Source organism: Acidihalobacter sp. (assembly GCF_037381185.1).
Lineage (GTDB): Bacteria > Pseudomonadota > Gammaproteobacteria > DSM-5130 > Acidihalobacteraceae > Acidihalobacter_A.
This window is the reverse complement of the sequence record NZ_JARRQY010000017.1, coordinates 26,566-50,556: the sequence shown is the minus strand read 5'-3', so window position 1 is coordinate 50,556 and position 23,991 is coordinate 26,566. Positions and strand designations below refer to the sequence as shown.

The 23,991-nt window shown below is 65.3% G+C and carries 26 protein-coding genes; 11 read left to right on the top strand and 15 right to left on the bottom strand.

The window, feature by feature from the left end; all coding sequences use genetic code 11:
• Positions 1-149 precede the first annotated feature (149 nt).
• The 6 genes from nudE to P8014_RS07815 all read left to right on the top strand — a co-directional run bounded on the left by nudE (position 150) and on the right by P8014_RS07815 (position 4,750).
• Entirely contained in the window at positions 150-701 is a 552-nt protein-coding gene (nudE, locus tag P8014_RS07840; RefSeq protein ID WP_337816759.1) for an ADP compounds hydrolase NudE, read from the top strand.
• A complete protein-coding gene (gene cysQ, locus P8014_RS07835; protein WP_337816758.1) occupies positions 698-1,510 on the top strand; it encodes a 3'(2'),5'-bisphosphate nucleotidase CysQ in 813 nt (270 codons plus the stop codon). The genes nudE and cysQ overlap by 4 nt, the downstream gene beginning before the upstream one ends.
• 241 nt (positions 1,511-1,751) lie before the next feature.
• The gene (locus P8014_RS07830; protein ID WP_337816757.1) at positions 1,752-2,525 is read left to right on the top strand and encodes an ATP-binding cassette domain-containing protein; all 774 of its coding nucleotides are present in this window, start codon (positions 1,752-1,754) and stop codon (positions 2,523-2,525) included.
• Positions 2,526-2,554: 29 nt separating this feature from the next.
• Entirely contained in the window at positions 2,555-3,307 is a 753-nt protein-coding gene (locus P8014_RS07825; RefSeq protein WP_337816756.1) for an ABC transporter substrate-binding protein, read from the top strand.
• A 58-nt stretch (positions 3,308-3,365) separates the two neighbouring features.
• Positions 3,366-4,061 carry an ABC transporter permease gene (locus tag P8014_RS07820; protein ID WP_337816755.1) on the top strand — a complete coding sequence of 232 codons (696 nt, stop codon included), beginning with the start codon at positions 3,366-3,368 and terminating at the stop codon, positions 4,059-4,061.
• Positions 4,058-4,750, top strand: a complete 693-nt coding sequence (locus tag P8014_RS07815; RefSeq protein WP_337816754.1) for an ABC transporter permease — start codon at positions 4,058-4,060, stop codon at positions 4,748-4,750. Before P8014_RS07820 ends, P8014_RS07815 begins: the two co-directional genes overlap by 4 nt.
• 16 nt (positions 4,751-4,766) lie before the next feature.
• Here the strand turns inward: P8014_RS07815 and P8014_RS07810 are convergent, their stop codons facing one another.
• The 4 genes from P8014_RS07810 to P8014_RS07795 form a co-directional block, all read right to left on the bottom strand.
• Complete coding sequence (locus P8014_RS07810) at positions 4,767-4,976, bottom strand: hypothetical protein (RefSeq protein WP_337816753.1); 210 nt, start codon at positions 4,974-4,976, stop codon at positions 4,767-4,769.
• Positions 4,977-4,996: 20 nt separating this feature from the next.
• Positions 4,997-5,479: a GNAT family N-acetyltransferase gene (locus P8014_RS07805; protein ID WP_337816752.1), complete on the bottom strand. Its 483-nt coding sequence runs from the start codon at positions 5,477-5,479 to the stop codon at positions 4,997-4,999.
• A gap of 87 nt (positions 5,480-5,566) precedes the next feature.
• Complete coding sequence (locus tag P8014_RS07800; RefSeq protein ID WP_337816751.1) at positions 5,567-6,388, bottom strand: SDR family NAD(P)-dependent oxidoreductase; 822 nt, start codon at positions 6,386-6,388, stop codon at positions 5,567-5,569.
• A gap of 148 nt (positions 6,389-6,536) precedes the next feature.
• Positions 6,537-7,073: a peroxiredoxin-like family protein gene (locus P8014_RS07795; RefSeq protein ID WP_337816750.1), complete on the bottom strand. Its 537-nt coding sequence runs from the start codon at positions 7,071-7,073 to the stop codon at positions 6,537-6,539.
• A 108-nt stretch (positions 7,074-7,181) separates the two neighbouring features.
• Here P8014_RS07795 and P8014_RS07790 point away from each other — a divergent pair, with 108 nt between their 5' ends.
• Positions 7,182-7,943, top strand: coding sequence for an AraC family transcriptional regulator (locus P8014_RS07790; RefSeq protein WP_337816749.1), 762 nt, complete (start codon positions 7,182-7,184; stop codon positions 7,941-7,943).
• Between the two features lie 11 nt (positions 7,944-7,954).
• Here P8014_RS07790 and rmuC read toward each other — a convergent pair whose 3' ends face one another.
• The gene (rmuC, locus tag P8014_RS07785; protein ID WP_337816748.1) at positions 7,955-9,457 is read right to left on the bottom strand and encodes a DNA recombination protein RmuC; all 1,503 of its coding nucleotides are present in this window, start codon (positions 9,455-9,457) and stop codon (positions 7,955-7,957) included.
• A 93-nt stretch (positions 9,458-9,550) separates the two neighbouring features.
• A complete protein-coding gene (rsmD, locus tag P8014_RS07780; protein ID WP_337816747.1) occupies positions 9,551-10,159 on the bottom strand; it encodes a 16S rRNA (guanine(966)-N(2))-methyltransferase RsmD in 609 nt (202 codons plus the stop codon).
• Positions 10,160-10,228: 69 nt separating this feature from the next.
• Here rsmD and ftsY point away from each other — a divergent pair, with 69 nt between their 5' ends.
• The 4 genes from ftsY to rpoH all read left to right on the top strand — a co-directional run bounded on the left by ftsY (position 10,229) and on the right by rpoH (position 14,186).
• On the top strand, positions 10,229-11,446 hold the full coding sequence (ftsY, locus tag P8014_RS07775) for a signal recognition particle-docking protein FtsY (protein ID WP_337816746.1): 1,218 nt from the start codon (positions 10,229-10,231) through the stop codon (positions 11,444-11,446).
• Positions 11,443-12,123 (top strand): cell division ATP-binding protein FtsE, encoded by a 681-nt coding sequence (gene ftsE / locus P8014_RS07770; protein WP_337816745.1) that lies wholly within the window; start codon positions 11,443-11,445, stop codon positions 12,121-12,123. Before ftsY ends, ftsE begins: the two co-directional genes overlap by 4 nt.
• Entirely contained in the window at positions 12,120-13,145 is a 1,026-nt protein-coding gene (gene ftsX / locus P8014_RS07765; RefSeq protein ID WP_337816744.1) for a permease-like cell division protein FtsX, read from the top strand. The genes ftsE and ftsX overlap by 4 nt, the downstream gene beginning before the upstream one ends.
• A gap of 180 nt (positions 13,146-13,325) precedes the next feature.
• Positions 13,326-14,186 (top strand): RNA polymerase sigma factor RpoH, encoded by an 861-nt coding sequence (gene rpoH / locus P8014_RS07760; RefSeq protein WP_337816743.1) that lies wholly within the window; start codon positions 13,326-13,328, stop codon positions 14,184-14,186.
• 169 nt (positions 14,187-14,355) lie between these two features.
• Here rpoH and ccoS read toward each other — a convergent pair whose 3' ends face one another.
• The 9 genes from ccoS to bioC all read right to left on the bottom strand — a co-directional run bounded on the left by ccoS (position 14,356) and on the right by bioC (position 23,982).
• Positions 14,356-14,586 carry a cbb3-type cytochrome oxidase assembly protein CcoS gene (ccoS, locus tag P8014_RS07755; protein WP_337816742.1) on the bottom strand — a complete coding sequence of 77 codons (231 nt, stop codon included), beginning with the start codon at positions 14,584-14,586 and terminating at the stop codon, positions 14,356-14,358.
• Positions 14,583-17,060: a heavy metal translocating P-type ATPase gene (locus P8014_RS07750; RefSeq protein ID WP_337816741.1), complete on the bottom strand. Its 2,478-nt coding sequence runs from the start codon at positions 17,058-17,060 to the stop codon at positions 14,583-14,585. Before P8014_RS07750 ends, ccoS begins: the two co-directional genes overlap by 4 nt.
• Before the next feature lie 99 nt (positions 17,061-17,159).
• Positions 17,160-18,005, bottom strand: a complete 846-nt coding sequence (locus P8014_RS07745; RefSeq protein WP_337816740.1) for a FixH family protein — start codon at positions 18,003-18,005, stop codon at positions 17,160-17,162.
• A gap of 7 nt (positions 18,006-18,012) precedes the next feature.
• Positions 18,013-19,422 (bottom strand): cytochrome c oxidase accessory protein CcoG, encoded by a 1,410-nt coding sequence (ccoG, locus tag P8014_RS07740; RefSeq protein WP_337816739.1) that lies wholly within the window; start codon positions 19,420-19,422, stop codon positions 18,013-18,015.
• Between the two features lie 50 nt (positions 19,423-19,472).
• The gene (ccoP, locus tag P8014_RS07735) at positions 19,473-20,405 is read right to left on the bottom strand and encodes a cytochrome-c oxidase, cbb3-type subunit III (protein WP_337816738.1); all 933 of its coding nucleotides are present in this window, start codon (positions 20,403-20,405) and stop codon (positions 19,473-19,475) included.
• Positions 20,402-20,611, bottom strand: a complete 210-nt coding sequence (locus tag P8014_RS07730) for a CcoQ/FixQ family Cbb3-type cytochrome c oxidase assembly chaperone (RefSeq protein ID WP_337816737.1) — start codon at positions 20,609-20,611, stop codon at positions 20,402-20,404. The genes ccoP and P8014_RS07730 overlap by 4 nt, the downstream gene beginning before the upstream one ends.
• Before the next feature lie 20 nt (positions 20,612-20,631).
• A complete protein-coding gene (ccoO, locus tag P8014_RS07725) occupies positions 20,632-21,366 on the bottom strand; it encodes a cytochrome-c oxidase, cbb3-type subunit II (protein WP_337816736.1) in 735 nt (244 codons plus the stop codon).
• A 12-nt stretch (positions 21,367-21,378) separates the two neighbouring features.
• The gene (gene ccoN / locus P8014_RS07720; RefSeq protein WP_337816735.1) at positions 21,379-22,842 is read right to left on the bottom strand and encodes a cytochrome-c oxidase, cbb3-type subunit I; all 1,464 of its coding nucleotides are present in this window, start codon (positions 22,840-22,842) and stop codon (positions 21,379-21,381) included.
• Between the two features lie 246 nt (positions 22,843-23,088).
• On the bottom strand, positions 23,089-23,982 hold the full coding sequence (gene bioC / locus P8014_RS07715; RefSeq protein ID WP_337816734.1) for a malonyl-ACP O-methyltransferase BioC: 894 nt from the start codon (positions 23,980-23,982) through the stop codon (positions 23,089-23,091).
• Between the last annotated feature and the right edge of the window lie 9 nt (positions 23,983-23,991).

Here is a 23,991-nt window from a genome sequence, read left to right as displayed (position 1 = left end):
CCCCCCCGAAACCAACCTCAGCCACTGCAGCATGAGTTCCGGCGAGCCCGAAAACACCCCACAACGAACAAAACCAAACCGTCATAAACTAAGATCAACCGAACACTCCCACATTGCGACCAACCCCACCAGCCCGCATACTTCCGTCCATGCCTGAAAAACCCCGCATCCTCGACAGCCGCATCGTCGCCCAAAGCCGCATCTTCCGTGTCGAGGCCCTGGATCTGGAATTCGCCAACGGCGTACGCGCGCAGTACGAACGCCTAGTCGGCGGCAGCGGCGGCGCGGTGCTGATCGTGCCTCTGCTTGATCCCGAGACCGTACTGCTCATCCGCGAATACGCCGCCGGCAGTGAAAGCTACGAACTCGGTCTGCCTAAAGGGCGCATCGAAGCCGGAGAAGACGTCCTCGAGGCAGCCAACCGCGAAATCATGGAAGAAATCGGCCACGGCGGACAGAGACTCGAACTGCTCACCGCCCTGAGCGTGGCCCCCGGCTACATGAGCCACCGCACGCACATCGTGCTCGCCCGCGACCTCTATCCCCGGCGTCTGCCCGGCGACGAACCCGAAGAAATCGAGGTCGTGCCCTGGCGGCTTGAAGACATCGAATCACTTATCGAACGCGACGACTTCAGCGAAGCCCGCTCACTCGCCGCGCTATATCTCACCCGCGACCGCATCCGCAACGGACAGCTATGACCGCCCCAACCCACGAACAACTCCGCAGCCTTCTTCCCGCCGTCATCGATATCGCCGAAGCCGCCGGGCGGGCGACCATGGAGGTCTACGAAAACGTCGACCTGGGCATCACCCACAAGGACGACAAGACCCCCGTCACAGATGCCGACTACGCCGCACACCGGCTCATCGTCGAGCGGCTACAGACGCTGGAACCGCTCTACCCGGTGCTGTCCGAAGAATCCGAATCGGTGCCGTTCGAGGAACGCGCCTCCTGGCAGACCTACTGGCTCATCGATCCGCTCGACGGCACCCGCGAGTTCATCAAGCGCAACGGCGAATTCAGCGTCAACATCGCGTTGGTACACGAGCACGACACGCTGCTCGGCGTGGTCTACGCTCCCGCGCTGAACACCACCTACGAAGCCGCGCACCGGCTCGGTGCGCGCCGCCACGATGCCAACGGCAGCACCGACATCCACGTCCGCCCTGCCGCCGTGCCGCCGGTCATCGCCGGCTCTCGCTCGCATGCCAGCCCCAACCTCAAGGAACTGCTCGAGCGCATCGGCGAATACGAGTTCATCAGTATGGGCAGTGCGCTCAAGACTTGCCTGGTCGCCGAGGGACGCGCCGACCTGTATCCACGCCTCGGCCTGACTTCCGAGTGGGACACCGCCGCGGCGCAGTGCGTGCTCGAGGAGGCGGGCGGCCAACTGACCGACACTCAGGGGCGGCGCCTGCGCTACAACACCAAGGAGTCGTTGCTCAACCCGCACTTCCTGGCCTTCGGCGATGCCGAACGCAACTGGCCCGATCTTTGCCCGGATTAGCCGTCGGGCAGACATAAACCCCGAAACCGGCGCCGCACGGCACGGTATTCGGGCAAAACAACGGCAGACCGCGTCATCGAGGGGCAAGCATGGCGTTCCGGCCAACGTTACGGAAACTTGACATGGTGGCGGCGAGTGGCAAGACTGCCCGCCCTGTCCATGACCACTGCGTCGACTACAAACGGACGCCGGGCTGCCGCGACACCGCGGCGGCGTCCAAGCGATAAAGCAACATGAACGCGTGAACAGACAAGTTCCTGTCCTACAGCTCGAGAACATCCACAAGCGCTACGCCGGCCTCGAAGTCCTCAAGGGCATCGATCTCACCGCGCACGCCGGCGACGCCATTTCGATCATCGGCTCCAGCGGCTCGGGCAAGAGCACGCTGCTGCGCTGCGTCAATCTGCTGGAACGCCCGAACGAGGGCCGCATCGTGCTCGACGGCGAGGAACTCAAGCTCGCCCGCCAGCGCGACGGCGTGCTCAACGCCGCCGACAGCCGCCAGCTCGACCGTTTCCGCGCCCAGCTCGGCTTCGTGTTCCAGGGCTTCAACCTGTGGCCGCACATGAGCATCCTGCAGAACGTCATCGAGGCGCCCACGCAGGTCAGGAAACAGAACAAGGCCGAGGCCGTCGAGCAGGCCGAGGCGCTACTGCAGAAGGTCGGGCTCTACGACAAGCGCGACGCCTATCCGGTGAGCCTGTCCGGTGGCCAGCAGCAGCGCGCGGCCATCGCCCGTGCGCTGGCCATGCAGCCCAAGGTAATCCTGTTCGACGAGCCCACCTCCGCACTCGATCCCGAGCTGGTCGGCGAAGTGCTGAGCGTCATCCGCCAACTGGCCGAGGAAGGGCGCACCATGCTCATCGTCACCCACGAGATGCGCTTCGCACGCGACGTCTCCTCGCAGGTCGTGTTCCTGCACCAAGGGCGCATCGAGGAGCAGGGCACGCCCGCTGAGGTGTTCGACAATCCTCGTTCGGAACGCTGCCGGCAGTTCCTGGCGAGCACTCAATAGATCGCCGGCAACCTAAGGGGTTACACACAATGAAAATCTACAAGCTGATCTCCGCCGCACTGCTCGGGCTGAGTTTTGCCGGCGCGGCCAACGCCGAACAGGTCATCCGCATGGGTACCGAAGGCGCCTACCCTCCGTTCAACTACATCAACAAGGACGGCAGCGTCGGCGGCTTCGATATCGACATCGGCAACGCCCTGTGCAAGCAGATGAAGGTCAAGTGCGTGTGGGTCACCCAGGCCTGGGACGGCATCATTCCAGCCCTGCTGGCACACAAGTTCGACACCATCGTCGCCAGCATGTCCATCACGCCCGAGCGTGAGAAGGCCGTGTCCTTCACCAACCCCTACTACTCGAACAAGCTGCAGTTCGTCGGTCCCAAGGCGCATCCCTTCGAGCCGACCAAGGCCGCGATGAAGGGCATGACCGTTGGCGCCCAGCGCGCGACCATCGCCGCGCAGTGGCTCGACCAGCACATGAAGGGCGTGGTCAAGATCAAGCTCTACGACACCCAGGAGAACGCCTACCTGGATCTGGCCAACGGCCGCCTCAACGCCATCCTGGCCGACAAGTACGTGACCTATAACTGGCTCAAGTCCAAGGACGGTCAGCCCTACGAATTCATGGGCAAACCCGTCTATAGCGGCGACAAGATCGGCATCGCCGTACGCAAGGGCGACAACGCGCTGCGCGAGAAGCTGAACAAGGCGCTGGCGGCCATCATCGCCGACGGCACCTACAAGAAGATCAACGCCAAATACTTCCCGTTCAACATCTACTGATGCGCCGACCGGGGCGCGCGCCGCGTGCCCCGGTCATCGACGCGCAATACTCATCGACATGATCGACCTCCAGGGCTTCGGCAACCTTCTGCTCGCAGGCACGCTCGTCACCGTCGAACTGTCGCTCGCCTCGATGGCGGTCGCCGTCGTACTGGGCCTGATCGGCGCTACCGCGACCCGCTCGCACTTCCTGCCGGCGCGCTGGCTCGCCGCCGGCTACACCACCATCGTGCGCGGCATCCCGGAACTGCTCGCCATTCTGCTGGTCTACTTCGGCGCGTCCATCGTGCTGATGAAGATCGCCGGCCTGTTCGGCTATACCGGCTACATCGAACTCAGCCCGTTCCTGGCCGGCACCGTGGCGCTGGGCTTTATGTACGGCGCCTACGCCTCGGAAGTGGTGCGCGGCGCCATCGACGCCATCCCCCACGGCCAGATCGAAGCGGCCCAGGCCATGGGCATGCACCGCTTGCTGGTGTTTCGCCGCATCGTGCTGCCGCAGACCTGGCGCCTCGCCCTGCCGCCGCTGGGCAACCTGTTCCTCGCCCTGCTCAAGGACACCGCGCTGATCTCCGTGGTCGGGGCCAACGACCTGATGCGCGACACCGCCATCGCCGTCAGCCAGACCAAGGCACCGTTCACCTTCTACGCCAGCGCCGCGCTGATCTACCTGCTGCTCACGGTCGTCACCACCGCCGGCATCGCCTGGCTGGAACGTAACGCCAACCGCGGCATGCAACGGGCCCGGACATGAACTACGCCGTCATCTGGGACAACCTGCCGCAGTTGCTTGGCGGCGCCGTCGTCACCCTGCAGCTCGTCGCGCTGTCCTGTGTGCTTGGCCTGATGATCGCCGTGCCCATGGCCGTGATGCGCGTGTCCGAGCGCGGCTGGGTGCGCCTGCTGCCCTACGGCTACATCTTCTTCTTCCGCGGCACGCCGCTGCTGGTGCAGATATTTCTGGTCTACTACGGCCTATCGCAGTTCGAGGCCATTCGTCAGAGTTTCCTATGGCCGGTACTCAGCCAGGCCTACTGGTGCGCCATCATCGCCTTCACGCTCAACACCTCGGCCTACACCGCCGAGATCCTGCGCGGCGCCATCCAGGCCATCCCGCACGGCGAACTCGAGGCGGCGCACGCGCTGGGCATGAGCGGCCTGCGGCTGTACCGGCGCATCGTCATCCCGCGCGCCTTCCGCCTGGCGCTGCCGGCCTACACCAACGAAGTCATCCTGATGCTCAAGGGCAGCGCCCTGGCCAGCACCATCACCCTGCTCGACATCACCGGCGCCGCGCGCACCATCATCGCCGTCACCTATACGCCCGTAGAGATCTTCTTCGCCGCCGGGGTAATCTATCTGATCATCTCTTTCGTGCTCATCAACGGCTTCCGCCTGCTGGAACGCCGCCTCAACGCCCATCTGCGCGCGCGCACCAGCTGAGTTCGCCGGAGTCCGTCTATCTGCGCGGACGGCGGAACTGCTTGGGGTCGTAATAGAGATCCTTGCGGTCGAGCTGACCTCGATTCACCCGCAAACCGGCTCCGACCTTCTTCGCAGGCAGCTTCCGCACGGTGGCCTTTCGGCGTCCGGGGCGATCGCCTCCGCCGGCCATCAACAGACCGATGACAGCCAGCACGCACAGAAAGAATATCGCGAACGCGATCACTTCAACCCCGCCCCCCGACCTCAGACCAGCTTCTTCTCCCAGAACAGCGCCCGCCCCGTCTTCGGGTCGAGCATGTAGGCCTCGAAGCCGAACTTGCGGTACGCCGCCTGCGCCGGGACGTTGGACTCCAGCACTTCGAGCGTCAGCTTGCCGCAGCCGCGTTCGCGCGCCAGCTCTTCGAGCCGCGTCAGCATGCGCGGCGCAAGACCCTGACCCCGGTGCGCCGGCGTCACGAACACGTCGTGGACGTTCAGCAGCGGCCGCGCCATGAAAGTCGAAAAACCCTCGAAGCCGTGCGCCAGACCGGCCGGCTCCTCCCCCTCGAACGCCAACACACCCAGATAATCGCTGCGTTCGCGCAAACGCGGCACCAGTTCTGCCTTCACCACGTCAGGCAAGGGCTTGCCAGCCCCCATCGCATCGAGCGAATAGCCCGACATCATCGCCAGCAGCGCATCGGCATGTGCCGACAGCGCCAGATTCACCTCTACGATTTCGATCACGAACACCTCATGATTTCTTTAATACGTAATTCGACACAGAGCCCATCATACCGGCTGAGGCAACGATGAAAACGGACTTCAGCCGCCTCAATCGGCCGGTCCGCATAGCCGCAAGCTGAGCTTGCGCAGCCTTTCGCGCGCCTCGTCATCGTAGGCCTGTTCATGCGCCCGCTCTTCGTTCAGACCGTTGCAATAACGTCCGCTCACGCCCTCCAGATCGGGCGATACGGCAAGCCGCAGGATCGCTTCCGCGCCGTCTTCGACGCTGCTCCACGGCGCAATGCCGGACTCGCGCACCATGGTGGTGTCCATATAGGTTGCCGGATGCAGACAATTGACGGATACGCCGAGACCGGCAAGCCGCTGCGCGAGGTCGAAGGTGTAGAGGATCTGTGCCAGCTTGCTCCGGCAATAGGCGCGCTGGCCATCGTAACCGCGCTCCAGCATCACATCCTCGAAATTGATCGCGCACTGCCCCGCCGAAGCCACGTTGACGATGCGTGCCGGCGCGCTGGCCTCGAGCAGAGGCAACAGCGATTCGGTGAGCAGGAAGCCGGCGACGTAGTTGACGGCGAAGCGCAGTTCGATGCCGTCGGCGCTCAGTTCGCGCCCGGCCCCGTGCGCACCGAAACCGATGCCGGCATTGTTGATCAGGATATCCAGTCCGTCGGTTGCCTGCTTCACCGCATCTGCGAGCTTCCGGACCTGCGCCAGCGAGGCGAAATCCGCGGCGAGGAATCCGGCCTGACCGCCCGCCGCCTCGATGGCCGCGACGACAGCCTTGCCGCGGCGTACGTCTCGCCCATGCACCAGCACGCGAGCACCCGCCTCGCCCAGACGTTGTGCCACCACCCGCCCGACGCCGTCCGTCGATCCGGTCACCAACGCCGTTCTGCCCTGAAGTTCCATCACCGGCTCTCCACCTTGGCCTATGGCCTGCTCACGCCACTGAGCGATGCGCTGCCGGAGCCGCTCAATAGCGCGAACCGGCTCTAGCGTCCGGCATAGGCCAGAAGGCATCGTGATTCGAACCATTCACGGCGCCGGCGCAGACGGATCACACCGCGCCGGTGTATTCGCCGCGCGCCGGGTAGTCGTTCTTGATGACGAAATCCAAGGCCTGCAGCATCTCCGAGAACTTAGGCCGCACGAAGGGCATCGATTGCACCGAAATGAAATAGATCGAACCGTCCGGGCGAATGAGAAACAGTCCGGGTTCCGAGAACAACGACGGCTCTTCGATACCGATCGACGTCGTGCCGCGCGATGCCGAGATGTAGAGCCCCCAGTCCCTGGCCATACTCAGCGACAGTCCGTAGCCGATGCGAAGATCGTGCGCACCGATCTTGTCGGCCATCGCGCGCGCCCGTTCCCCGTCGTCGGAACTGATCGCGATCGTGCTTACGCCGCGTTCCGCAAACGCCGGCGTCAGGCGCTCAAGTTCCCGCAAATACGTCGCGCAAATCGGGCAATGCAGTCCGCGATAGAAACACAGCAGCGTGAAGCGCTCGAGATTCTCTGCCGCAAGATCGAAAACGCCGTGGCCCAGCGTCGGGACATGGAGGGCGGGACTGCTCTGGCGGGGAACAAGCATGGCAAAACTCCTGTATATCGACCTAAGGGTTGTTCGTAATTGACGAACGAATGCCAGCATCACACACTTTGAAGCACAATAACTCCACAATTCATGCTCAAGAGTCTCATGAACGCACAAAAATTCGATCGACTGTCGGCTTTCTTCAAAACCTTCGATCTCTCGGTCTGCGTGAATGCGCCACCGGGGCCGACAGGGGACGTCACTCTGCTCATACTCTCCGGGGACAACCGGCGCGCCGCGCAGCTCATATTCTCAGCGAGCGGCACGACCGGCCTCGCCGCCACGAATGCAGTACTGGCGAGCGCGGTGGTCGAATTCGGCGGAACGGGCAATCCACTGCTCGGCGCGCTGCCAAGCCGCCTGGAAGTGGATCTGAACGAACGTCCGGAACTACGCGCGATCACCGAGGCCTTCGTCGCGGAGGCATCAGACTCACGATGCGGACGTGAAACCGCCCTCGAACGCCTGAGCGAAGTCATCGTGCTCATGCTGCTGCGCCATGCGATCGATAAGGGAGCAACCGCCCCCGGGCTGCTTGCCGGTCTGTCGCACCCGACCCTGCACCGCGCACTGGTCGCCATGCACGACACGCCGGCACGCGGCTGGCGTATCGACGATCTGGCGGACCTCGCCAGCATGTCACGCAGCCACTTCATGAGATCGTTCCGCGATACGGTCGGCATGACGCCTGGCGCCTATCTCACGCACTGGCGGCTGACCCTGGCGCGACGTGCCATCCTACGGGGCGGACGCGTAAAAACCACCGCTGCGGATGTAGGCTTCAACAGTGTCGCCGCCTTCTCGCGCGCCTATTCGCGCAGTTTCGGCCACGCCCCCACGGAAACCCGGCGCTCGGTCACCGCATAGGTGGCGGCCGCTCAGTCGTCGGGCACATCCGCCGCATCATTTCCCGCCAGCATCTCCGGCGCAGTCAGCGGTCGCGTCTCGTGCGTCAGCGGCGCCAGCGCGTCGATCTCGCGGTTGGCGGCGACGGCCTGCAGATCGCGGAACTTGCGGGCGCTGGGCAGCACGCGGCGTTCGAGAGTGCCGACCGAGCTGTTGTAGGCTTCCACGGCCTGGTTGAGGCGATTGCCGACCTTGCTCCAGTGCTCGGCCAGCGTGCCGATGCGCTCGTAGAGTTCCTTGCCCAATGCGGCAACCTCGGCGGCGTTCTGCGCCAAGGCCTCCTGGCGCCAGCCGTAGGAGACGGCCTTGAGCAAAGCGATCAGCGTGGTGGGGCTGGCCGGAATGACGCGGCTTTCCGCGCCGTATTCGATCAGCGTCGGATCCTGGGCGAGCGCGGCGGAGAAGAACGCCTCGCCGGGCACGAAGAGGACGACGAACTCCGGCGTGGGGTCGAACTGGTCGAAGTAGGCCTTCTTGCCGAGCGCCGTGACGTGGTCGCGCACCTGCCGCGCATGTCGCACCAGCGCCTGGGCCCGGGCGGTTTCGTCCTGCGCCTCGACGGCTTCGAGGTAGGCTTCGACCGGCGCCTTGGCGTCCACCACGACCTGGCGCCCGCCGGGCAAGTGGACGATGAGATCGGGGCGCAGCCGGTTGCCGCCGTCGGTGGTCTGGCTGACCTGTTCGTCGAAATCGCAATGCTCCAGCATGCCGGCCATTTCGACCACCCGCCGCAGCTGAATTTCGCCCCAGCGCCCGCGCGCCTGGGGCTGGCGCAGCGCCTTGACGAGATCGGCGGTCTCCCGATGCAGCTGCGGCAGATGGACCTTGAGCAGATCGTCGACCTGCTGGGTAAGCGCGCTGTAGGCGCCGTGGCGGGTTTTTTCCATCTCGTCGAGCTTGCCGTCGAATTTCTCCAGACGCTCGCGAATCGGCTGGGTGAGCTGCTCGATGGCCTTCTGGCGCTGCTGCAGATCGCCGCGAGCGCCTTCCTGGAAACGCTGCAGATTTTCCTGCGCAAGCTTTAGGAAAGAAGCGTTGTTGCGCTCGAGAGCATCCGAGGACAGCGCCTTGAAGGCATCGGCAAGCTTGCTGCGCGCCTCTTCCAGCAGGGCCAACTTCTCATCGGCGGCCTTGCGCTCCTGACTCAAGCGCTCGTTGAGTTCCGCCTCCTGCGTCTTGAGCAAGCCGATTTCGGCGCGATCCCGGGCGATCTGCTGCTCGCGTTCGGCCAACTCGCGCCGCAAGCCCTCGATCGTCTCGTCGCGCGCTTCGAGCCGGGTCGCCAGCGTGGCTTCGGCCGCCTGCCGGCGGGACGCTTCCGCATCCGCCTCGCGACGGGCGGTTTCCAGCGCGTCCAACTGCGCGCCGACCTGTTCGAGCTGGGCGCGCAACGCCCGCACACGCATCAATCCCCACAACGCTGCCAACAGCAGTAGCACCGCCGCGACGCCCGACAATATGAGCCAATCGTTCATGAAACCTGCTTCTCCGGACAACCCGATAGCGTGACCGACAGCCTACGCCATCGGCTCGCGTATGCCACCCGCCGCAACGTCCGCTGAACGGCATCATTCGACATCGTTCGCCACTGCTTGTTTTGCGACCAGGAAATAAGCCACCTGCCCGGCCCGGCCGCGCCGCAGAAATTCGTAGCCGGCCGGCAACTCGGGCTCGCCGAGCTCGGCCTCACACTCGGCATAAAGACAGGCGCCCGGATTCAACCAGCCGCCACCGGCCAATTCGCGCAGCACCGGCGCCAGCAAACCCTTGCCGAAGGGCGGATCGAGGAACACCACGTCGAAGCCCTGCGGGGCCGATTGCAGAAACGCCTCCGCGCGCCGGGCCTCGACGCGCACGGCGTCCGCGCCAAGCAATTCGGCATTGGCGCGCAGCGCCTCGGCCACCTTGGGCGAAGCCTCGACCATGACGACCTCGCCCGCGCCGCGCGAGGCGGCCTCGAAGCCCAGCGCCCCGCTGCCAGCAAACAGATCCAGGCAGCGCCGACCGTAGACCCGCCCCTGCAGCCAGTTGAACAGGGTTTCTCGCACACGGTCGGCGGTCGGCCTCAGGCCGTCGGCATCCGGAAAACGCAGACGCCGGCCGCGCCACTCGCCGCCGATGATGCGCAGTTGGTTGGCGGCGCCTGCACGCGCACCGGAGCCTGCCTTGCGCCTCATGCTCACGGCTCGCCCCCGGCCGACCGCGACATCGGCGGCGGATTACGCCAAACTACGCCAACTGTTAGCATGTACACCCTTTTGAGACCGGTTCGTACCGAAGCCATCATGTTCGGTTTTCTACGTCGCAACAAATCAGACCAACCCGCCGATCAGCCAGATGCGGCCAAAGCCAAGGAGGAGGCACGCACGCCTCCACCCGAAACCGTGCCGGAGGCCCCGCCCGAGACCGTAGACGCAGCCGCCGGAACACCTGCCGCCGAACCGGCAGCAACGGTCGAGGCGGAAGAACAGCCCGTTCCCGAGTCCAAGCCACCCGCGGCTTCCGAAGACGCTTCCGGGGCGACGCCCAAGCCAGGGCTATTCTCGCGTCTGCGCGCCGGGCTGTCCAAGACCGGACGCGGACTCACGGAAGGCGTTGGCGGCCTGTTCCTCGGCAAAAAGGCCATCGACGCCGAACTGCTGGAAGAACTGGAAACCCGTCTACTCATGGCCGACGTCGGCATCGAGGCCACCTCACGCATCATCGACGACCTCACCGCCCGCGTACGCCGCAAGCAACTTGGCGACGCCGAGGCGCTGTTCTCCGCGCTGCACGAGAACATGGCCGACATCCTGCGCCCGGTCAGCAAACCGCTGAACGTCGACGACACCAAGCGCCCTTACGTGATCCTCATGGTCGGCATCAACGGCGCCGGCAAGACCACCACCATCGGCAAACTCGCGATGCGCCTGAAGTCGGAAGGCCGCTCGGTGCTGCTGGCCGCCGGCGACACCTTCCGTGCCGCTGCCGTCGAACAGCTCCAGGCGTGGGACGAACGCAACGGCGTCGACGTCATCGCGCAGGCCAGCGGCGCGGACAGCGCCTCGGTGATCTACGACGGCCTGCAGGCTGCCAAGGCGCGCGGCATCGACGTGCTCATCGCCGACACCGCCGGCCGCCTGCACACGCAGACCAACCTCATGGAGGAACTCAAGAAGGTCAGGCGCGTGCTCGGCAAACTCGACGACGAAGCCCCGCACGAAGTCATGCTCGTGGTCGACGCCGGCATCGGCCAGAACGCGCTCAACCAGGCTCGCGAGTTCAACGCGGCATTGGGCCTCAGCGGCATCACCGTGACCAAACTCGACGGCACCGCCAAGGGCGGCATCGTATTCGCCATGGCGCAGCAGTTCGGCATCCCCATCCGCTTCATCGGCGTCGGCGAGAAACTCGAGGATCTGCGCATATTCGACGCCGACGAGTTCGTCTCCGCGCTGCTGGCCGAAGGTGAAGCCGCTCGATGATCCTGCTGCAGCACGTCGGCAAACGTTACCCCACGGGCCAAGAGGCCATAGCCGACGTCAACCTGGAGATAGGGGAAGGCGAGATGGCGTTCCTCACCGGCCACTCCGGCGCCGGCAAGAGCACGCTGCTCAAGCTCATCGCCGTCATCGAACGCCCTTCGCGCGGACAGATCGTCGTCGCCGGACAGAATCTGGCCACGGTCAGCAATCGCCGCGTACCCTATTTCCGGCGCCGTATGGGCATCATTTTCCAAGACCACCATCTGCTCTACGACCGCACCGTGGGCGACAACGTCGCCCTACCACTGGTCATCGCAGGGCTGCGTCACCACGAAATCAACCGCCGCGTGCGCGCCGCGCTGGACAAGGTCGGACTGCTTCACAAGGAACGCGCCCTGCCCATCACCTTGTCCACCGGTGAACAGCAGCGCGTCGGCATCGCCCGCGCGGTGGTGAACAAGCCGTCGATACTCCTGGCCGATGAGCCCACCGGCAATCTCGACCCGGAGCTGTCGTTGGAAATCATGACCCTGTTCGACGAGTTCAACCGCGTCGGCGTTACCGTGCTCATCGCCAGCCACGATCTCGAGCTGATCCGCATCATGGACAAGCGCGTGGTACCGCTGTACGCGGGACGCCTAGCCGACGACCCCAACCCTACAGTACCGCATCGATGAGACGCCCACGCCGCCAGGCTACGCCCAGACAGCCGCACCGCGGCAGTACGCCGAACCGCGAGCCTGCACCTCGACGACGCCCAACGCGCACACGTGCCGCAGGCGCGCTCGACACTTGGCTGCTGAACCATGCGCGCGCGCTGCTGTTCAGCCTCGGCAAGCTCTACCGCAACGCCAGTTCCAGCGCCATGACCGTGGCCGTGATCGGCATCGCGCTGGCCCTGCCCAGCGGGCTGTACGTCATGCTGCAGAACCTGCACAGCGTGGTCGGCGGCCTCGATCAGGGTGTGCAGATCTCGCTGTTTCTCAAGCGCTCGGTGGACAACGATGCGCTGCACAGCCTAAGCCTGAAACTGGATACCTGGCCCGAAATCACCAGAACCCAAGCGGTGACGCCGGCGCAGGGACTGGCGGAGTTTCGCAAGTACTCCGGCTTCGGCAATACCCTGGACGCGCTCGGCAGCAATCCGCTGCCGCCAGTGATCGTCGTCTACCCCAAGCTACAGGGTGGCGACAGCGCGCAGATCGGAGCCCTGCAAAAGCGCCTACAGCAACTACCCGAGGTCGACGAGGCGCGCCTCGACCTAGCCTGGGTGCAACGCCTCTACGCCATTGTCGACATAGCGCAGCGCGCCGTAGGAGTGATCGGCGGCATGCTCGGTATTACCGTACTCCTGGTGGTCGGCAACACCATTCGTCTGGACATCCTCAACCGGCGCCGGGAAATCGAGGTAGCCAAACTGATCGGAGCCACCGACGCGTTCATCCGCCGTCCTTTCCTGTATGGCGGCTTCTGGCTGGGCCTGTTCGGCGGCATCCTGGCACTGCTGCTGGTCGGCATGGCCAGTGCCCTGCTGGCCGGCCCCGTGCAGCATCTCTCGGCCCTGTATGCCAGCTCATTCACCCTGAACGGTCTGGACGCCGTCTCCAGCCTGCGGCTGCTGGGACTGAGCGTACTGCTCGGCCTGGGCGGCTCGTGGATCGCGGTGGGACGGCATCTGCGCGACATCGAGCCAAGCTGAGCAAAATCTGGTATAATTTTTGTATTGAAATTGGAGATCAGACATTGCGGCATGCACTGGCGCGGAAAGTAAATCTGCGCAAAGAGGCTTGTAAACCGGGAACAATGCCGCAATATTTAACATACTATATGCATAGACCCATCTATCGGCCCGGCCCTGGAATCGGGAGGACCTGAACACATGAGCAAGCAACTGATTGCGGCGCAGAACAGCTTGCCGGCCATCAGCTCCGGCAGTCTGGACAGCTACATCTCGACGGTTTACCGCATGCCAGTGCTGTCCGCCGAGGACGAGCGCTCGCTGGCCGTCTCTCTGCGTGAGCACAACGACTTGGAAGCGGCGCGCAAGCTCGTACTGCACAACCTGCGCTTCGTGGTGCAGGTGGCGCGCGGCTACAGTGGCTACGGCCTGCCTCTGGGCGACCTGATCCAGGAAGGCAACATCGGCCTGATGAAGGCGGTCAAGCGCTTCGATCCCAGCGTCGGCGTGCGTCTGGTATCCTTCGCCGTGCACTGGATCCGCGCCGAAATCCACGAGTTCATCCTACGCAATTGGCGTATCGTCAAGGTCGCTACGACCAAGGCCCAGCGCAAGCTGTTCTTCAATCTGCGCGGCGCCAAGAAGCGCCTGGGCTGGCTAAACCGCGAGGAAGTCGAAACCGTCGCCAACGACCTGGGCGTCAGCCCCAAGGAAGTGATGGAGATGGAGGCCCGCCTGTCGAACCACGACATGGCGTTCGACCCCGAACCGGAAGATTCCGAGGAGCGCAGCTTCTCGCCTGCGGCCTATCTCAGCGACGAGCGCCCGGACCCGGCCGCACAGCTGGAGGCCGACGACTGGGCGGAACACCACGAAACGCGGCTCAAGTCAGCACTGGCCGGGCTGGACGACCGCAGCCGCGATATCATCTCGCGACGCTGGCTGAACGAACCCAAGGCCACGCTGCACGAGTTGGCCGACGTCTATGGCGTTTCCGCCGAGCGCATCCGCCAGTTGGAGAACAACGCGATACGCAAACTCAAGGGCGCGATCGCCGCGTAAAAACCACCGGTAGTAAAAACGAAAGCCGTTGCCCGTGTCCGCGGGCAACGGCTTTTTGTTTCGCGCGAAGGCCCCGCCTACCAGTTGACGAACAGTACCGACAGGAAACTCGCCCAGCCCAGCACGACCAGCACGGCGATCACCATCAAAGGTATGTTCTGCACATTCATCAGTCTCCCCCTTTCTCGTTTTCGTCATCGATGCTAGCGGCGGGCCGTCGCCGCTTCAAGCGTACCTGCCCACGGCCGGGCAGGCGCGGATCGTCATCGTCCATGAGCATGCGCTGCGGCGGCCCGTCCAGATCGTCGTACTGCCCGCTACGCACCGTCCACACGAATGCAACGATGGCGACAATCCCCAGCAGCAGCGCCAACGGCAGCAACAGATAGAGCACGCTCATCCTGCCACCTCCGCCTCGCGCCCACGCTCACCGGGCAGGTCGCGCAGGCGCAGCGCGTTGACCACCACCACCAGCGAACTCGCCGACATGCCGATTGCGGCCATCCATGGCGCCACCAGGCCGGCCGCGGCCAGCGGCACCGCGACGACATTGTAGAACAGCGCCCAGGACAGGTTCTGGCGCACGATCCTAAGAGTCCGACGTGCGACCACGAACGCTGCCGGCAGGCGTTCCAGGCGATCGGACAGCAACACCATGTCGGCGCCGGCCTGCGCCAGCTGCGCACCGCCGGCCATGGCCACCGAGACCTGCGCCCCGGCCAGCACCGGCGCATCGTTGACGCCGTCACCCAGCGCCGCAACCACGGCCCCCTGCCCCTGCAGCGCACGGATCGCGGCGAGCTTATCCTCCGGTGCCAGACCGCCGCGAGCATCCTCGATACCCAGCAGTCCGGCGGTGTGACGAGTCGCCTCCGGCGCATCGCCGCTGAGCAGCAGCGGCGTCACTCCCAGCGCACGCAGTTGCGCGACCACCTGCGCCGCCTCGGGGCGCAGACGATCACGCAAGCGCAGGCGCGCCAGCATGCCGTCCTCGTCGGCCAGCAACACCTCGATGTCGCCGGCCTCGGCCGACGAGGACGGCGCCGGCGGCACACCCCCCAGTCCCCGCACCCATTCCGGCCGGCCGATGCGCAGGCGCCGTCCCTCGACCCTGCCTTCGACGCCCAGCCCCGGCTCCGCACGCAGCTCATCGGCCACCGGGGCGAGCGGACACGCCCGCCGCAGGGCGTGTCCCACCGCATGCTCGGAAGCCTGCTCCAGCGCCGCGGCCAGGCGCAGACAGGCATCGGCATCGCTTTCGCCCAGCGCTTCCACCTCGATCAGCTCCGGCTCGCCGCAGGTCAGCGTGCCGGTCTTGTCGAAGGCGATATGCGTACAGCGGGCCAGCGTTTCCACCGCGTGCCCGCGCGTAACCAGCAGACCCAGACGGGTGAGCGAACCGGTTGCCGCCGCCAGTGCCGTCGGCATCGCCAGCGACAGCGCACAGGGGCAAGTGACCACCAGCACCGCCAGAGTGACCCAGAACGCGCGGGACGCATCTATCCACCACCAGGCCGCGAATACGCCCGCGGCCACGATCAGCAGGGCGCCGACGAACCAGCCGGCCACCCGGTCGGCCAGCTGCGCCATCCGGGGTTTGTCGGCCAACGCGCGGTCGAGCAGCCGCACGATCGAAGCCAGCACGGTGTCCTCGCCGACGCGCTCCACGCGCACGACCAACGGGCTTTCCACGTTGATCGAGCCACCGACCACGGCATCCCCCACGACCCTCCGATGCGGCTGAAACTCGCCGCTCAGCAACGACTCGTCCACGCTGCTGGCACCGCCCTCGATCCGTCCATCCACCGGCACCGTCTCGCCGGGACGCACCCGCACCAGGTCGCCCGGCTGCAGCTCGCCGGCCGGCACCCACTCCTCGACGCCCTCGGCATCGAGCCGGCGCGCGCCGGTGGGCTGCAGGCGCACGCGCTCCTCGGCAGCCTGCCCGGCGCGATGGCGCGCCAGCATTTCCAGAAACCGCCCCAGCAGCAGGAAGAACACGAACATGGAAACGGAATCGAAATACACCTCACCGGTGCCGGCCAGCGTCGCCACGAGACTGGCCGCATACGCCGCGCCCACCGCCAGCGATACCGGCACGTCCATACCCAGGCGCCGGCGCCGCAGATCGCGCCAGGCCGAGACGAAAAACGGCTGCGCGGCATAGAACACCACCGGCGTGGCGAAGGCCAGGCCGACCCAGCGCAGCAGAGTGCGGATGTCGGCCTGCATGCCCTGGCCGTGCCCGATGTACAGACCGAGCGCGACCATCATCACCTGCATCATGCCCAGCCCCGCCACCGCCAGACGCTTGAGCATCCGCGCACGCTCGCGCTTTTGCAGCACCTCCTGGCGCTCGGGATCAAACGGATGCGCGCGGTAGCCGATGGCGGCGATGGCCTCGAGAACCCGGCTCAGGGAGATGCGCGAGTCGTCCCATTTCAGTCGCGCGCGATGCGTGGTGTAATTGACGCGAAACTCCAGCACCCCCGGCAGTTCGCCGACATGGCGCTCGCTGAGCCACACGCAGGCGGCGCAGGTAATGCCCTCGAGGATCAGCGAAGCCTCCCGCACCTCGCCCTCGCCGGCGCGCACGAAGGTGCGCTGCACCTCGGGGCGATCGTACAGACGCAGTTCGTCCAGAATTTCCGGAAGCGGCTCGCTACGGCCATCGGGCAGCGCGGTGCGGTGGCGATAGTAGTCCTCGAGGCCACCGTCGACGATGGCCTGCGCCACCGCGCGGCAGCCCGGGCAGCACATCGGGCGGGCAGCACCATCGATCTCGACTTCGTAGGCTGGCCCTCGCGGCACGGGCAGGCCGCAGTGAAAACAGCGCTGTCCGCCGTCCGCTTTAGTGGGGTCGCTGGCGGTCACGGCGCTGGAGTCGGAAATAGCATTGAACGAAACCGATGAGCGAATGCCGACACGGACAGTATCAAGGCGATGCCGCCGGCGTGGCAAGGCGTCCGCGGATCAGTTGCCGCTCCCTGGAGTGGCGGCCTGGGTCAGACCACGCACCTCGTAGAGCGACTTGCCGCTGCGTATGTCCAGCAACAGCTCCCAGTTACCCGGTTTGGGCAGCCGCACCACCGCACGATACAACCCGGGCCTGACCTCACGCATGGAGAAACGCTGATCCTCCCCAGCGTTGGACGGACGCATGAAACTGCCGGCGACGGTCGCGTCCGCCAGCGGCCGGCCGGCACGGTCGTGCACCTCGACCTGGAACACCGCGTCACGCCCGGCCAGCGGCGGATCGATGAAGCCCTTGCGCAGCTGCCAGCCCAGCGCCTTCTGCGCCTGCACTCGGCGCTGGTAGGCCGTATAGTTCTCCGTGCGCGTCCGATAATCGTGCGCGACCATGCCGGGAAAGCTCGAATGCACCCGCACGTCGCCGCCCACCGGAGGCAGGATACGGGCCGCCAGCTCGGGCGGCACTCCATTTTCGGCGAAGCTGATGATCACCGCATCGACCACCGCGACCACGCCCAGAAACCCGACGATGAGGGCCGGCGCCCACTGGAACCAACGCTTGCCTTCGTGCAACTCGCGATGGCCCTCGCGGTGCGCGGCGATGATGCCCAGGCCATAGGGGATCACCCAATAAAGCGCCAGATGAATCGCCAGCACGTCCAGTCCCTGCCAGCGCAGCGCAGCGAACGGCGCGTACAGCAGCGTGACGCCCAGCGCCACCAGCAGCCCAACCTGCTTGCCGCGCAGACGCGTGAAACGGTACAGCAGCAGGAACGCGGCGAAGGCCAGCAGCGCGCCGCCGCCTAGCGTCAGGACCAGATCGCTGGTAACGGCCTCGCCATGCATGACTGCGCTACCTCGTGTAGAACTGGCTGGGCACGCTGACCGGCTCCGGCTCGCTCGTTCGCCCCTGCGGTTGCAGACGGAAACGGAACTTCAGGCGCCGCGCCTGACCTGGCTCGGGGGCCAGGCGAACCTTCACGTACAGCGCCCGGCGCGCCTCGGGGCGCAGGTGGAGTTCGGGGCTCGGCAGCACCGTCATGTGCGCACCGGGCAGGCCGTCCAACACCAGGCGCAACCGCAAGGGTCGGCCGGAGGTATTGTCGACCTTTATCGTATAGCGGTTCTGCACCTCGCCGCTCGACAGCGTCACGCTCAGCGGATTGCGCGTCTGACGCACGCTGACGTCGATGTCCGGATGTCCCGCCACGCTGCCGATCAGCAGAGCTGTCGCGATCAGCAGGACCACGCCATATCCCAGCGTCTTGGGCTTGAGCAGGCGCGTGCGGCGTCCTTCGAGCGCATTCTGGGAGGTATAGCGCACCAGCCCGCGCGGCCAGCCGAGCGTGTCCATGATGCCGTCGCAGGCGTCAACGCACAGCGCGCAATGGATGCACTCCACCTGCAACCCCTCACGGATGTCGACGCCGGTCGGGCAGACCTGAACGCAGTAGCCGCAATCGATGCAGTCACCGTGGCCGGCGGCCTGGCGCGTCTCGCGCTCCTTGAGTTCACGGTCGGGTTTGTAGCGCCCATTGGCGCCTTCGCCGCGGGCGCGGTCGTAGGAGACGATCAGCGTGTCGCGATCGAACATCACGCTCTGGAACCGCGCGTAGGGACACATGTAGGTGCACACCTGCTCGCGCGCCAGACCGGCAAACACATAGGTGGTAACGGTCAGCAGCAGCGTGGTCGCATACGCCGGGAACGGCGCCTGCCCCGTGAAGAAATGCCCCACCAGCGCCGGCGCGTCCGCCCAGTACAGCGTGAAGGTCAGACCGGTGGCAAAGGCCACCGCCAGCCACAGCACATGGGTCAGCGCCAGCTTGAACAGCTTGGCCATACCCCAGGGAGCCTTGGCCAGGCGGATGCGCGCCGGCTGCTCGCCCTGCACCAGGCGCTCGATGAGCATGTAAACATCGGTCCACAGGGTCTGGAAGCAGAAATAGCCGCACCACACGCGGCCGGCGACGCCGGTGACGAAGAACAGCAGCAGCGCGGCGATCACCAACAGACCGGCGAGCCAGAAAATCTCCTGCGGATGCACCACGAGATCGAACACGTAGAAGCGCCGCGCGGGGAGATCGAACAGCAAGGCCTGCTGCGGACCGACATCGCGCGACCAGCGCAGCCAGGGCAGCAGAAAGAACACGCCGTAGGCGAGCGCCAGCACCGCGTACTTGGCGTTGCGGAAACGGCCGGAAACCGAGCGCGGGTGGATCGCGGTCCGCGCCCGATAGAGCTGCACCGGAGATTCAGTCATCCTGTACCCGAATACTCACAGGCGGACCGTACACCTTGCACCGCCGGCGATCACCTGGCAACGCCGAGTTCGTGCACGTAAACCGCCAGGAGCTTGATCTCTGTGGCGCTCAGACGCCCGTTCCAGGCCGGCATATCGCGATGCACGCCACCGCGCACGACCTTCTCGACCGCGGCCACCTTGGCGCCGTAGCGGCCGGCACCCGACACGTCGGCAATGGCCCAGACCTTGTCGGCCAGATTCGGCGCGCCCATGCGCGGATTGCCGGTCCCCGCTGAGGTATGGCAATAGAAGCAACCTCCGGCCGTGCCGCGGAAAATCCGCGCGCCTCGCTGCACGGCCTGCGCATCGCCGCCCTGCACACCGGACAGACTCAGCACGAATTCGGCGACATCCTTGAGCTGGGTGTCGTCGAGCGCTCCCTCGAAGCCCGGCATGAAGCCGTGCCGACCGCGGGCGATGGAATCGCGGATGTCAGCCAGCGTGCCGCCCCACAGCGTGACGTCGTCGCTCAGGCTCGGATACAGGCCGACCACTCCCTGCCCGCCGGCGCCATGACAACCCGCGCAGTTGTCCCCGAACAGCTGGCGACCGATCTTCATAGTGAAATCCAGCAACTGCGGTTCGCTCTCCAGTTGCGCCATGCTGGCCTTGGACGCGCGCTCCAGCCAAACCCGCTGCTTGCGCGCCTCGGGGCCCGACTGCATGTCGTGCACAAAGGCGGCACGCGAGTTCCAGGGGACTGTAACCCGTTCGCCGTCGGCCTTTTCGTAGCTCTGCGTGACCATCCCCTTGGTATACGTGTCCCCGACCGGCCAGGCCGGATACAAAAACCAGTACACGACCGCAAACACCACCGTGCCGTAGAAGGCCCACACCCACCAGCGCGGCAGCGGGTTGTTGTATTCGCGCAGGTCGCCGTCCCACACGTGACCGGTGGTCTCCACCCCCCTCTTGCGGACGTCCTCTTGCGAATCGCTCATTCCTTTTTACCGTCCTCGTCGCCGCGCGGCGGCGGCGCCCCATCTTCGTCCTCGAAAGGCATGTAGCGGTAGGATTCCAGCCGCCGTGAGCGTCGCCGGCCGGCATAGGTGTAGATCACGATGCCGATGAACAGCGGAAACAGCAGCGCCAATAGCGTCGCCTTGTGGCTCGCGAGCGCAATGAACCAGTTCCACACCTCGAGCATCGAACCCTCCCCATCGCCGCTCAACGGAAGCGGACGAAGTAACCCTCACCGTATTTCTTGAAATCGACCTGATTGCCCAGCGCCTGCAGATAGGCCACCAGCGCGTCCATCTCCGTCAGGTGCGCGGGATCGCCGTCATAGTCGCCCTGCGCGGCCTGGCGCAGCAGATTGGCCTTGGCGTGACGGATGTCGAGCATCTGCGCCATCTGCGGACCGAAACGCTTGACGTTGGCCTCGTACTCGGCCTGCGTGTCCGAATAGGGAACTCCCACGTCCTTGAGCGCACGCATTCGCTCAGCAATGCGCGTGTCGTCCAGGGGACGACTCATCAGCCAGGGGTAGCCCGGCATGATCGATTCGGCCACGACCAGACGCGGGTCGATCATGTGCTGTACCAGCCACGCATTGGAATACTTGCCGCCGACCCGGGCCAGGTCGGGGCCGGTGCGCTTGGAGCCCCACAGGAAGGGATGATCGTATTCGGACTCGGCGGCCAGCGAATAGTGACCGTAGCGCAAGGCCTCGTCGCGGAACGGGCGCACCATCTGCGAATGACAATAGAAGCAGCCCTCGCGCTGATAGATGTCGCGCCCGCGCAACTCCAGCGGCGTATACGGATGCACGCCCTGCGCCGGTTCGACCGTGCCCTTGATATAGAACAGCGGGACGATTTCGACCAGACCACCGATGGCGATCACCACCAGCGTCAGGATGATCAGCAAGCCCGCGTTGGTTTCGATGCTCTCGTGTCGCACGCGCGCCCCTCCTCAGGCCCTGGCCGGCTCGGCGGCTTCGCCGGCCGCCGCACGCCTGGCGCCCAGGATGGTCATTGCCAGGTTGTATACCATCAGCACCATGCCCAGCAGGAACAGACCGCCGCCGATCCAGCGGGTGATGTAGGGCTTGTGCAGGAAGACCACCGACTGCAGGAAAGTGTAGGCGAGGTTGCCGTACTGGTCATAGGCACGCCACATCAGGCCCTGGCCGATACCCGCCACCCACATCGCCACGATGTATAGAACGATGCCGATGGTCGCCAGGAAGAAATGCACGTACACCAGCCGCAGGCTGTAGAGCTTGCGGTTCCACAACACCGGCACCAGGTTGTACAGCGAGCCGAAGGTGATCATCGAGACCCAGCCCAGCGCACCCGAGTGGACATGGCCGATGGTCCAGTCTGTGTAGTGCGACAGCGCGTTGACGCTCTTGAGCGACATCATCGGCCCCTCGAAGGTCGACATGCCGTAAAAGGTCAGCGAGGTGATCAGGAACAGCATGATCGGATCGGTCCGCAGCTTATCCCAGGCCCCCGAGAGGGTCATGATGCCGTTGATCATCCCACCCCAGGACGGCAGCAGCAGCAGGATGGAGAAGGTCGCGGCCAGCGTCGAGGTCCAGTCGGGCAGCGCCGTCCAGTGCAGGTGGTGGGCGCCGACCCACATGTACAGGAACACCAGCGCCCAGAAATGCACGATGGACAGGCGGTAGGAATACACCGGCCTCCCAGCCTGCTTGGGCACGAAGTAGTACATCATGCCGAGGAAGGCGGCGGTGAGCAGGAAGCCAACCATGTTGTGGCCGTACCACCACTGAGTCATCGCGTCCTGCACGCCGGAAAACAAGGGATAGGACTTGAGGCAGGTCGGACACACCGGCACCGCCAGATTGTTGATGACGTGCAGTAGGGCGACTGCCAGGATGAATGCCAGGTAGAACCAGTTGGCCACGTAGATGTGCGGCTGCGAGCGGCGCCTCAGGGTCTGGATGAACACCCAGGCATAGACCACCCAGATCACCGTGATGGCAATGTCGAAGGGCCATTCGAACTCGGCGTATTCGCGCGACTGCGAGTAGCCGAACAGGTACGACAGCATGCCCAACGCGATGGTGATGTTCCAGCCCCAGAAGGTGAACGCGGCAAGCCGATCACCCTGCAGACGGACCTGACAGGTACGTTGCACGACGTAATAGGACGTCGCGAACAGTGCATTGGCGGCGAAACCGAACAGCACCGCGCTGGTGTGAACTGCGCGCAGGCGCCCGAAGGTAATCTCGGCCAGATTGAAATTGAGCTGCGGGAAGGCGAGTTCGCCGGCGATCCAGAATCCCGCGCCCATGCCGACCAAGGCCCACACCAGGGTCATGACGGCGAATTTTCTGACCACATCGAAGTTGTACTGCTCCAGCGCAGCCGTACCCGGCCCGCCTAGCCTCTCGCTGGCAACCGCCATAGCCCCTCACCCCTGAAGTCTTAGGACCTGTCTGAAGATATCGCGGAACCCGCGACGCGCAGCGAGAAGCGTGGTTTGGCCATTTCGAACGAGCGCCAAGCAACTAAGCGCCGGCCCAATCGGCCATTTGCCCCCTCGGGTTGCAGCGCCCCACACAATGCCGCCACACGGTATCTTCAGGATAGGCTCTGCTAATGTAGTTTTACCCTTAGTCTAACCTAGATCCGGATGGAGCCGATTTATTCCCTAGCCCGGTCGCATGCCACGCCGCAACATTTCCAACGGCACCCGCGTCTCGCCAAACCTGACCGGCATCCCATCTCCCCCCCAGGCCAGGCCATAGACGACCTCACAGGTTGCACGGATGCGCCCGCCGGCATCGCACTCGCGCTCATACGCCTCGATCATGCCCTGCAACCGACTTCGACCGCCAAGGCCCCGCGCGCGTCCGCTGAGCGCATTGCCCGCCCCCAGGCTCTTGAGTTCGCGCAGCAGCCCGCTCACGTCGGGATACGTCACCTCCAGCCGTTCGACGTCCATCACTGGATCGGCAAAGCCGGCGCGCAGCAGAGCATCGCCGACGTCGTGCATGTCCATGAACGGATTGACGTGCGGCAGTGCATCCACCCGCGCCCAGCTACGGCGCAGTTCGATCAGCGTGTCAGGGCCGAGGGTGGAAAACAACAACACGCCCCCGGGAGCCAGCACACGCCGGATTTCGGCTAACGCGGCATCCGGCGGCAAGCACCACGGCAGCATCAGGTTGGACACCACCATATTCATCGAAGCCGCGGCCAGCGGCAGGCGCTCTGCATCCGCGCAGACCACGCGTGGGCGCCGCCACCAGGCCCCACGGCGGCGCGCCAAAACCAGCATGCAGGCGGCACTGTCCACGGCATAGACCTGCGCACCGCGGTAGCGGCGCAGCAACGCCTGGGCGACCACGCCGGTGCCGGCGCCCAGATCGAGAGCCCGCTCAGGCTGCAGGCGAATAAGGTCCAGGCGTCCCAGCAGGCGCTCGCCGATCTCACGCGGCAGCGCGGCGGCAGAATCGAACCGCGTCGCCGCGCGCTCGAAATGCCGGCGCACGATCGCCGGATCGAGCGCGCCGGAGGCGTCCGCTTCAACGCTCCGGGGCATGCTCTCCCC

Excerpts from the sequence above, each read along its gene's own strand:
- nudE (WP_337816759.1), top strand. The coding sequence starts at position 150 with ATGCCTGAAAAACCCCGCATCCTCGACAGCCGCATCGTCGCCCAAAGC.
- cysQ (WP_337816758.1), top strand. The coding sequence starts at position 698 with ATGACCGCCCCAACCCACGAACAACTCCGCAGCCTTCTTCCCGCCGTC.
- P8014_RS07825 (WP_337816756.1), top strand. The coding sequence starts at position 2,555 with ATGAAAATCTACAAGCTGATCTCCGCCGCACTGCTCGGGCTGAGTTTT.
- P8014_RS07820 (WP_337816755.1), top strand. The coding sequence starts at position 3,366 with ATGATCGACCTCCAGGGCTTCGGCAACCTTCTGCTCGCAGGCACGCTC.
- P8014_RS07815 (WP_337816754.1), top strand. The coding sequence starts at position 4,058 with ATGAACTACGCCGTCATCTGGGACAACCTGCCGCAGTTGCTTGGCGGC.
- P8014_RS07800 (WP_337816751.1), bottom strand. The coding sequence starts at position 6,388 with ATGGAACTTCAGGGCAGAACGGCGTTGGTGACCGGATCGACGGACGGC.
- P8014_RS07795 (WP_337816750.1), bottom strand. The coding sequence starts at position 7,073 with ATGCTTGTTCCCCGCCAGAGCAGTCCCGCCCTCCATGTCCCGACGCTG.
- P8014_RS07790 (WP_337816749.1), top strand. The coding sequence starts at position 7,182 with ATGAACGCACAAAAATTCGATCGACTGTCGGCTTTCTTCAAAACCTTC.
- rmuC (WP_337816748.1), bottom strand. The coding sequence starts at position 9,457 with ATGAACGATTGGCTCATATTGTCGGGCGTCGCGGCGGTGCTACTGCTG.
- rsmD (WP_337816747.1), bottom strand. The coding sequence starts at position 10,159 with ATGAGGCGCAAGGCAGGCTCCGGTGCGCGTGCAGGCGCCGCCAACCAA.
- ftsY (WP_337816746.1), top strand. The coding sequence starts at position 10,229 with ATGTACACCCTTTTGAGACCGGTTCGTACCGAAGCCATCATGTTCGGT.
- ftsE (WP_337816745.1), top strand. The coding sequence starts at position 11,443 with ATGATCCTGCTGCAGCACGTCGGCAAACGTTACCCCACGGGCCAAGAG.
- ftsX (WP_337816744.1), top strand. The coding sequence starts at position 12,120 with ATGAGACGCCCACGCCGCCAGGCTACGCCCAGACAGCCGCACCGCGGC.
- rpoH (WP_337816743.1), top strand. The coding sequence starts at position 13,326 with ATGAGCAAGCAACTGATTGCGGCGCAGAACAGCTTGCCGGCCATCAGC.
- ccoS (WP_337816742.1), bottom strand. The coding sequence starts at position 14,586 with ATGAGCGTGCTCTATCTGTTGCTGCCGTTGGCGCTGCTGCTGGGGATT.
- P8014_RS07745 (WP_337816740.1), bottom strand. The coding sequence starts at position 18,005 with ATGCATGGCGAGGCCGTTACCAGCGATCTGGTCCTGACGCTAGGCGGC.
- ccoG (WP_337816739.1), bottom strand. The coding sequence starts at position 19,422 with ATGACTGAATCTCCGGTGCAGCTCTATCGGGCGCGGACCGCGATCCAC.
- ccoP (WP_337816738.1), bottom strand. The coding sequence starts at position 20,405 with ATGAGCGATTCGCAAGAGGACGTCCGCAAGAGGGGGGTGGAGACCACC.
- P8014_RS07730 (WP_337816737.1), bottom strand. The coding sequence starts at position 20,611 with ATGCTCGAGGTGTGGAACTGGTTCATTGCGCTCGCGAGCCACAAGGCG.
- ccoN (WP_337816735.1), bottom strand. The coding sequence starts at position 22,842 with ATGGCGGTTGCCAGCGAGAGGCTAGGCGGGCCGGGTACGGCTGCGCTG.
- bioC (WP_337816734.1), bottom strand. The coding sequence starts at position 23,982 with ATGCCCCGGAGCGTTGAAGCGGACGCCTCCGGCGCGCTCGATCCGGCG.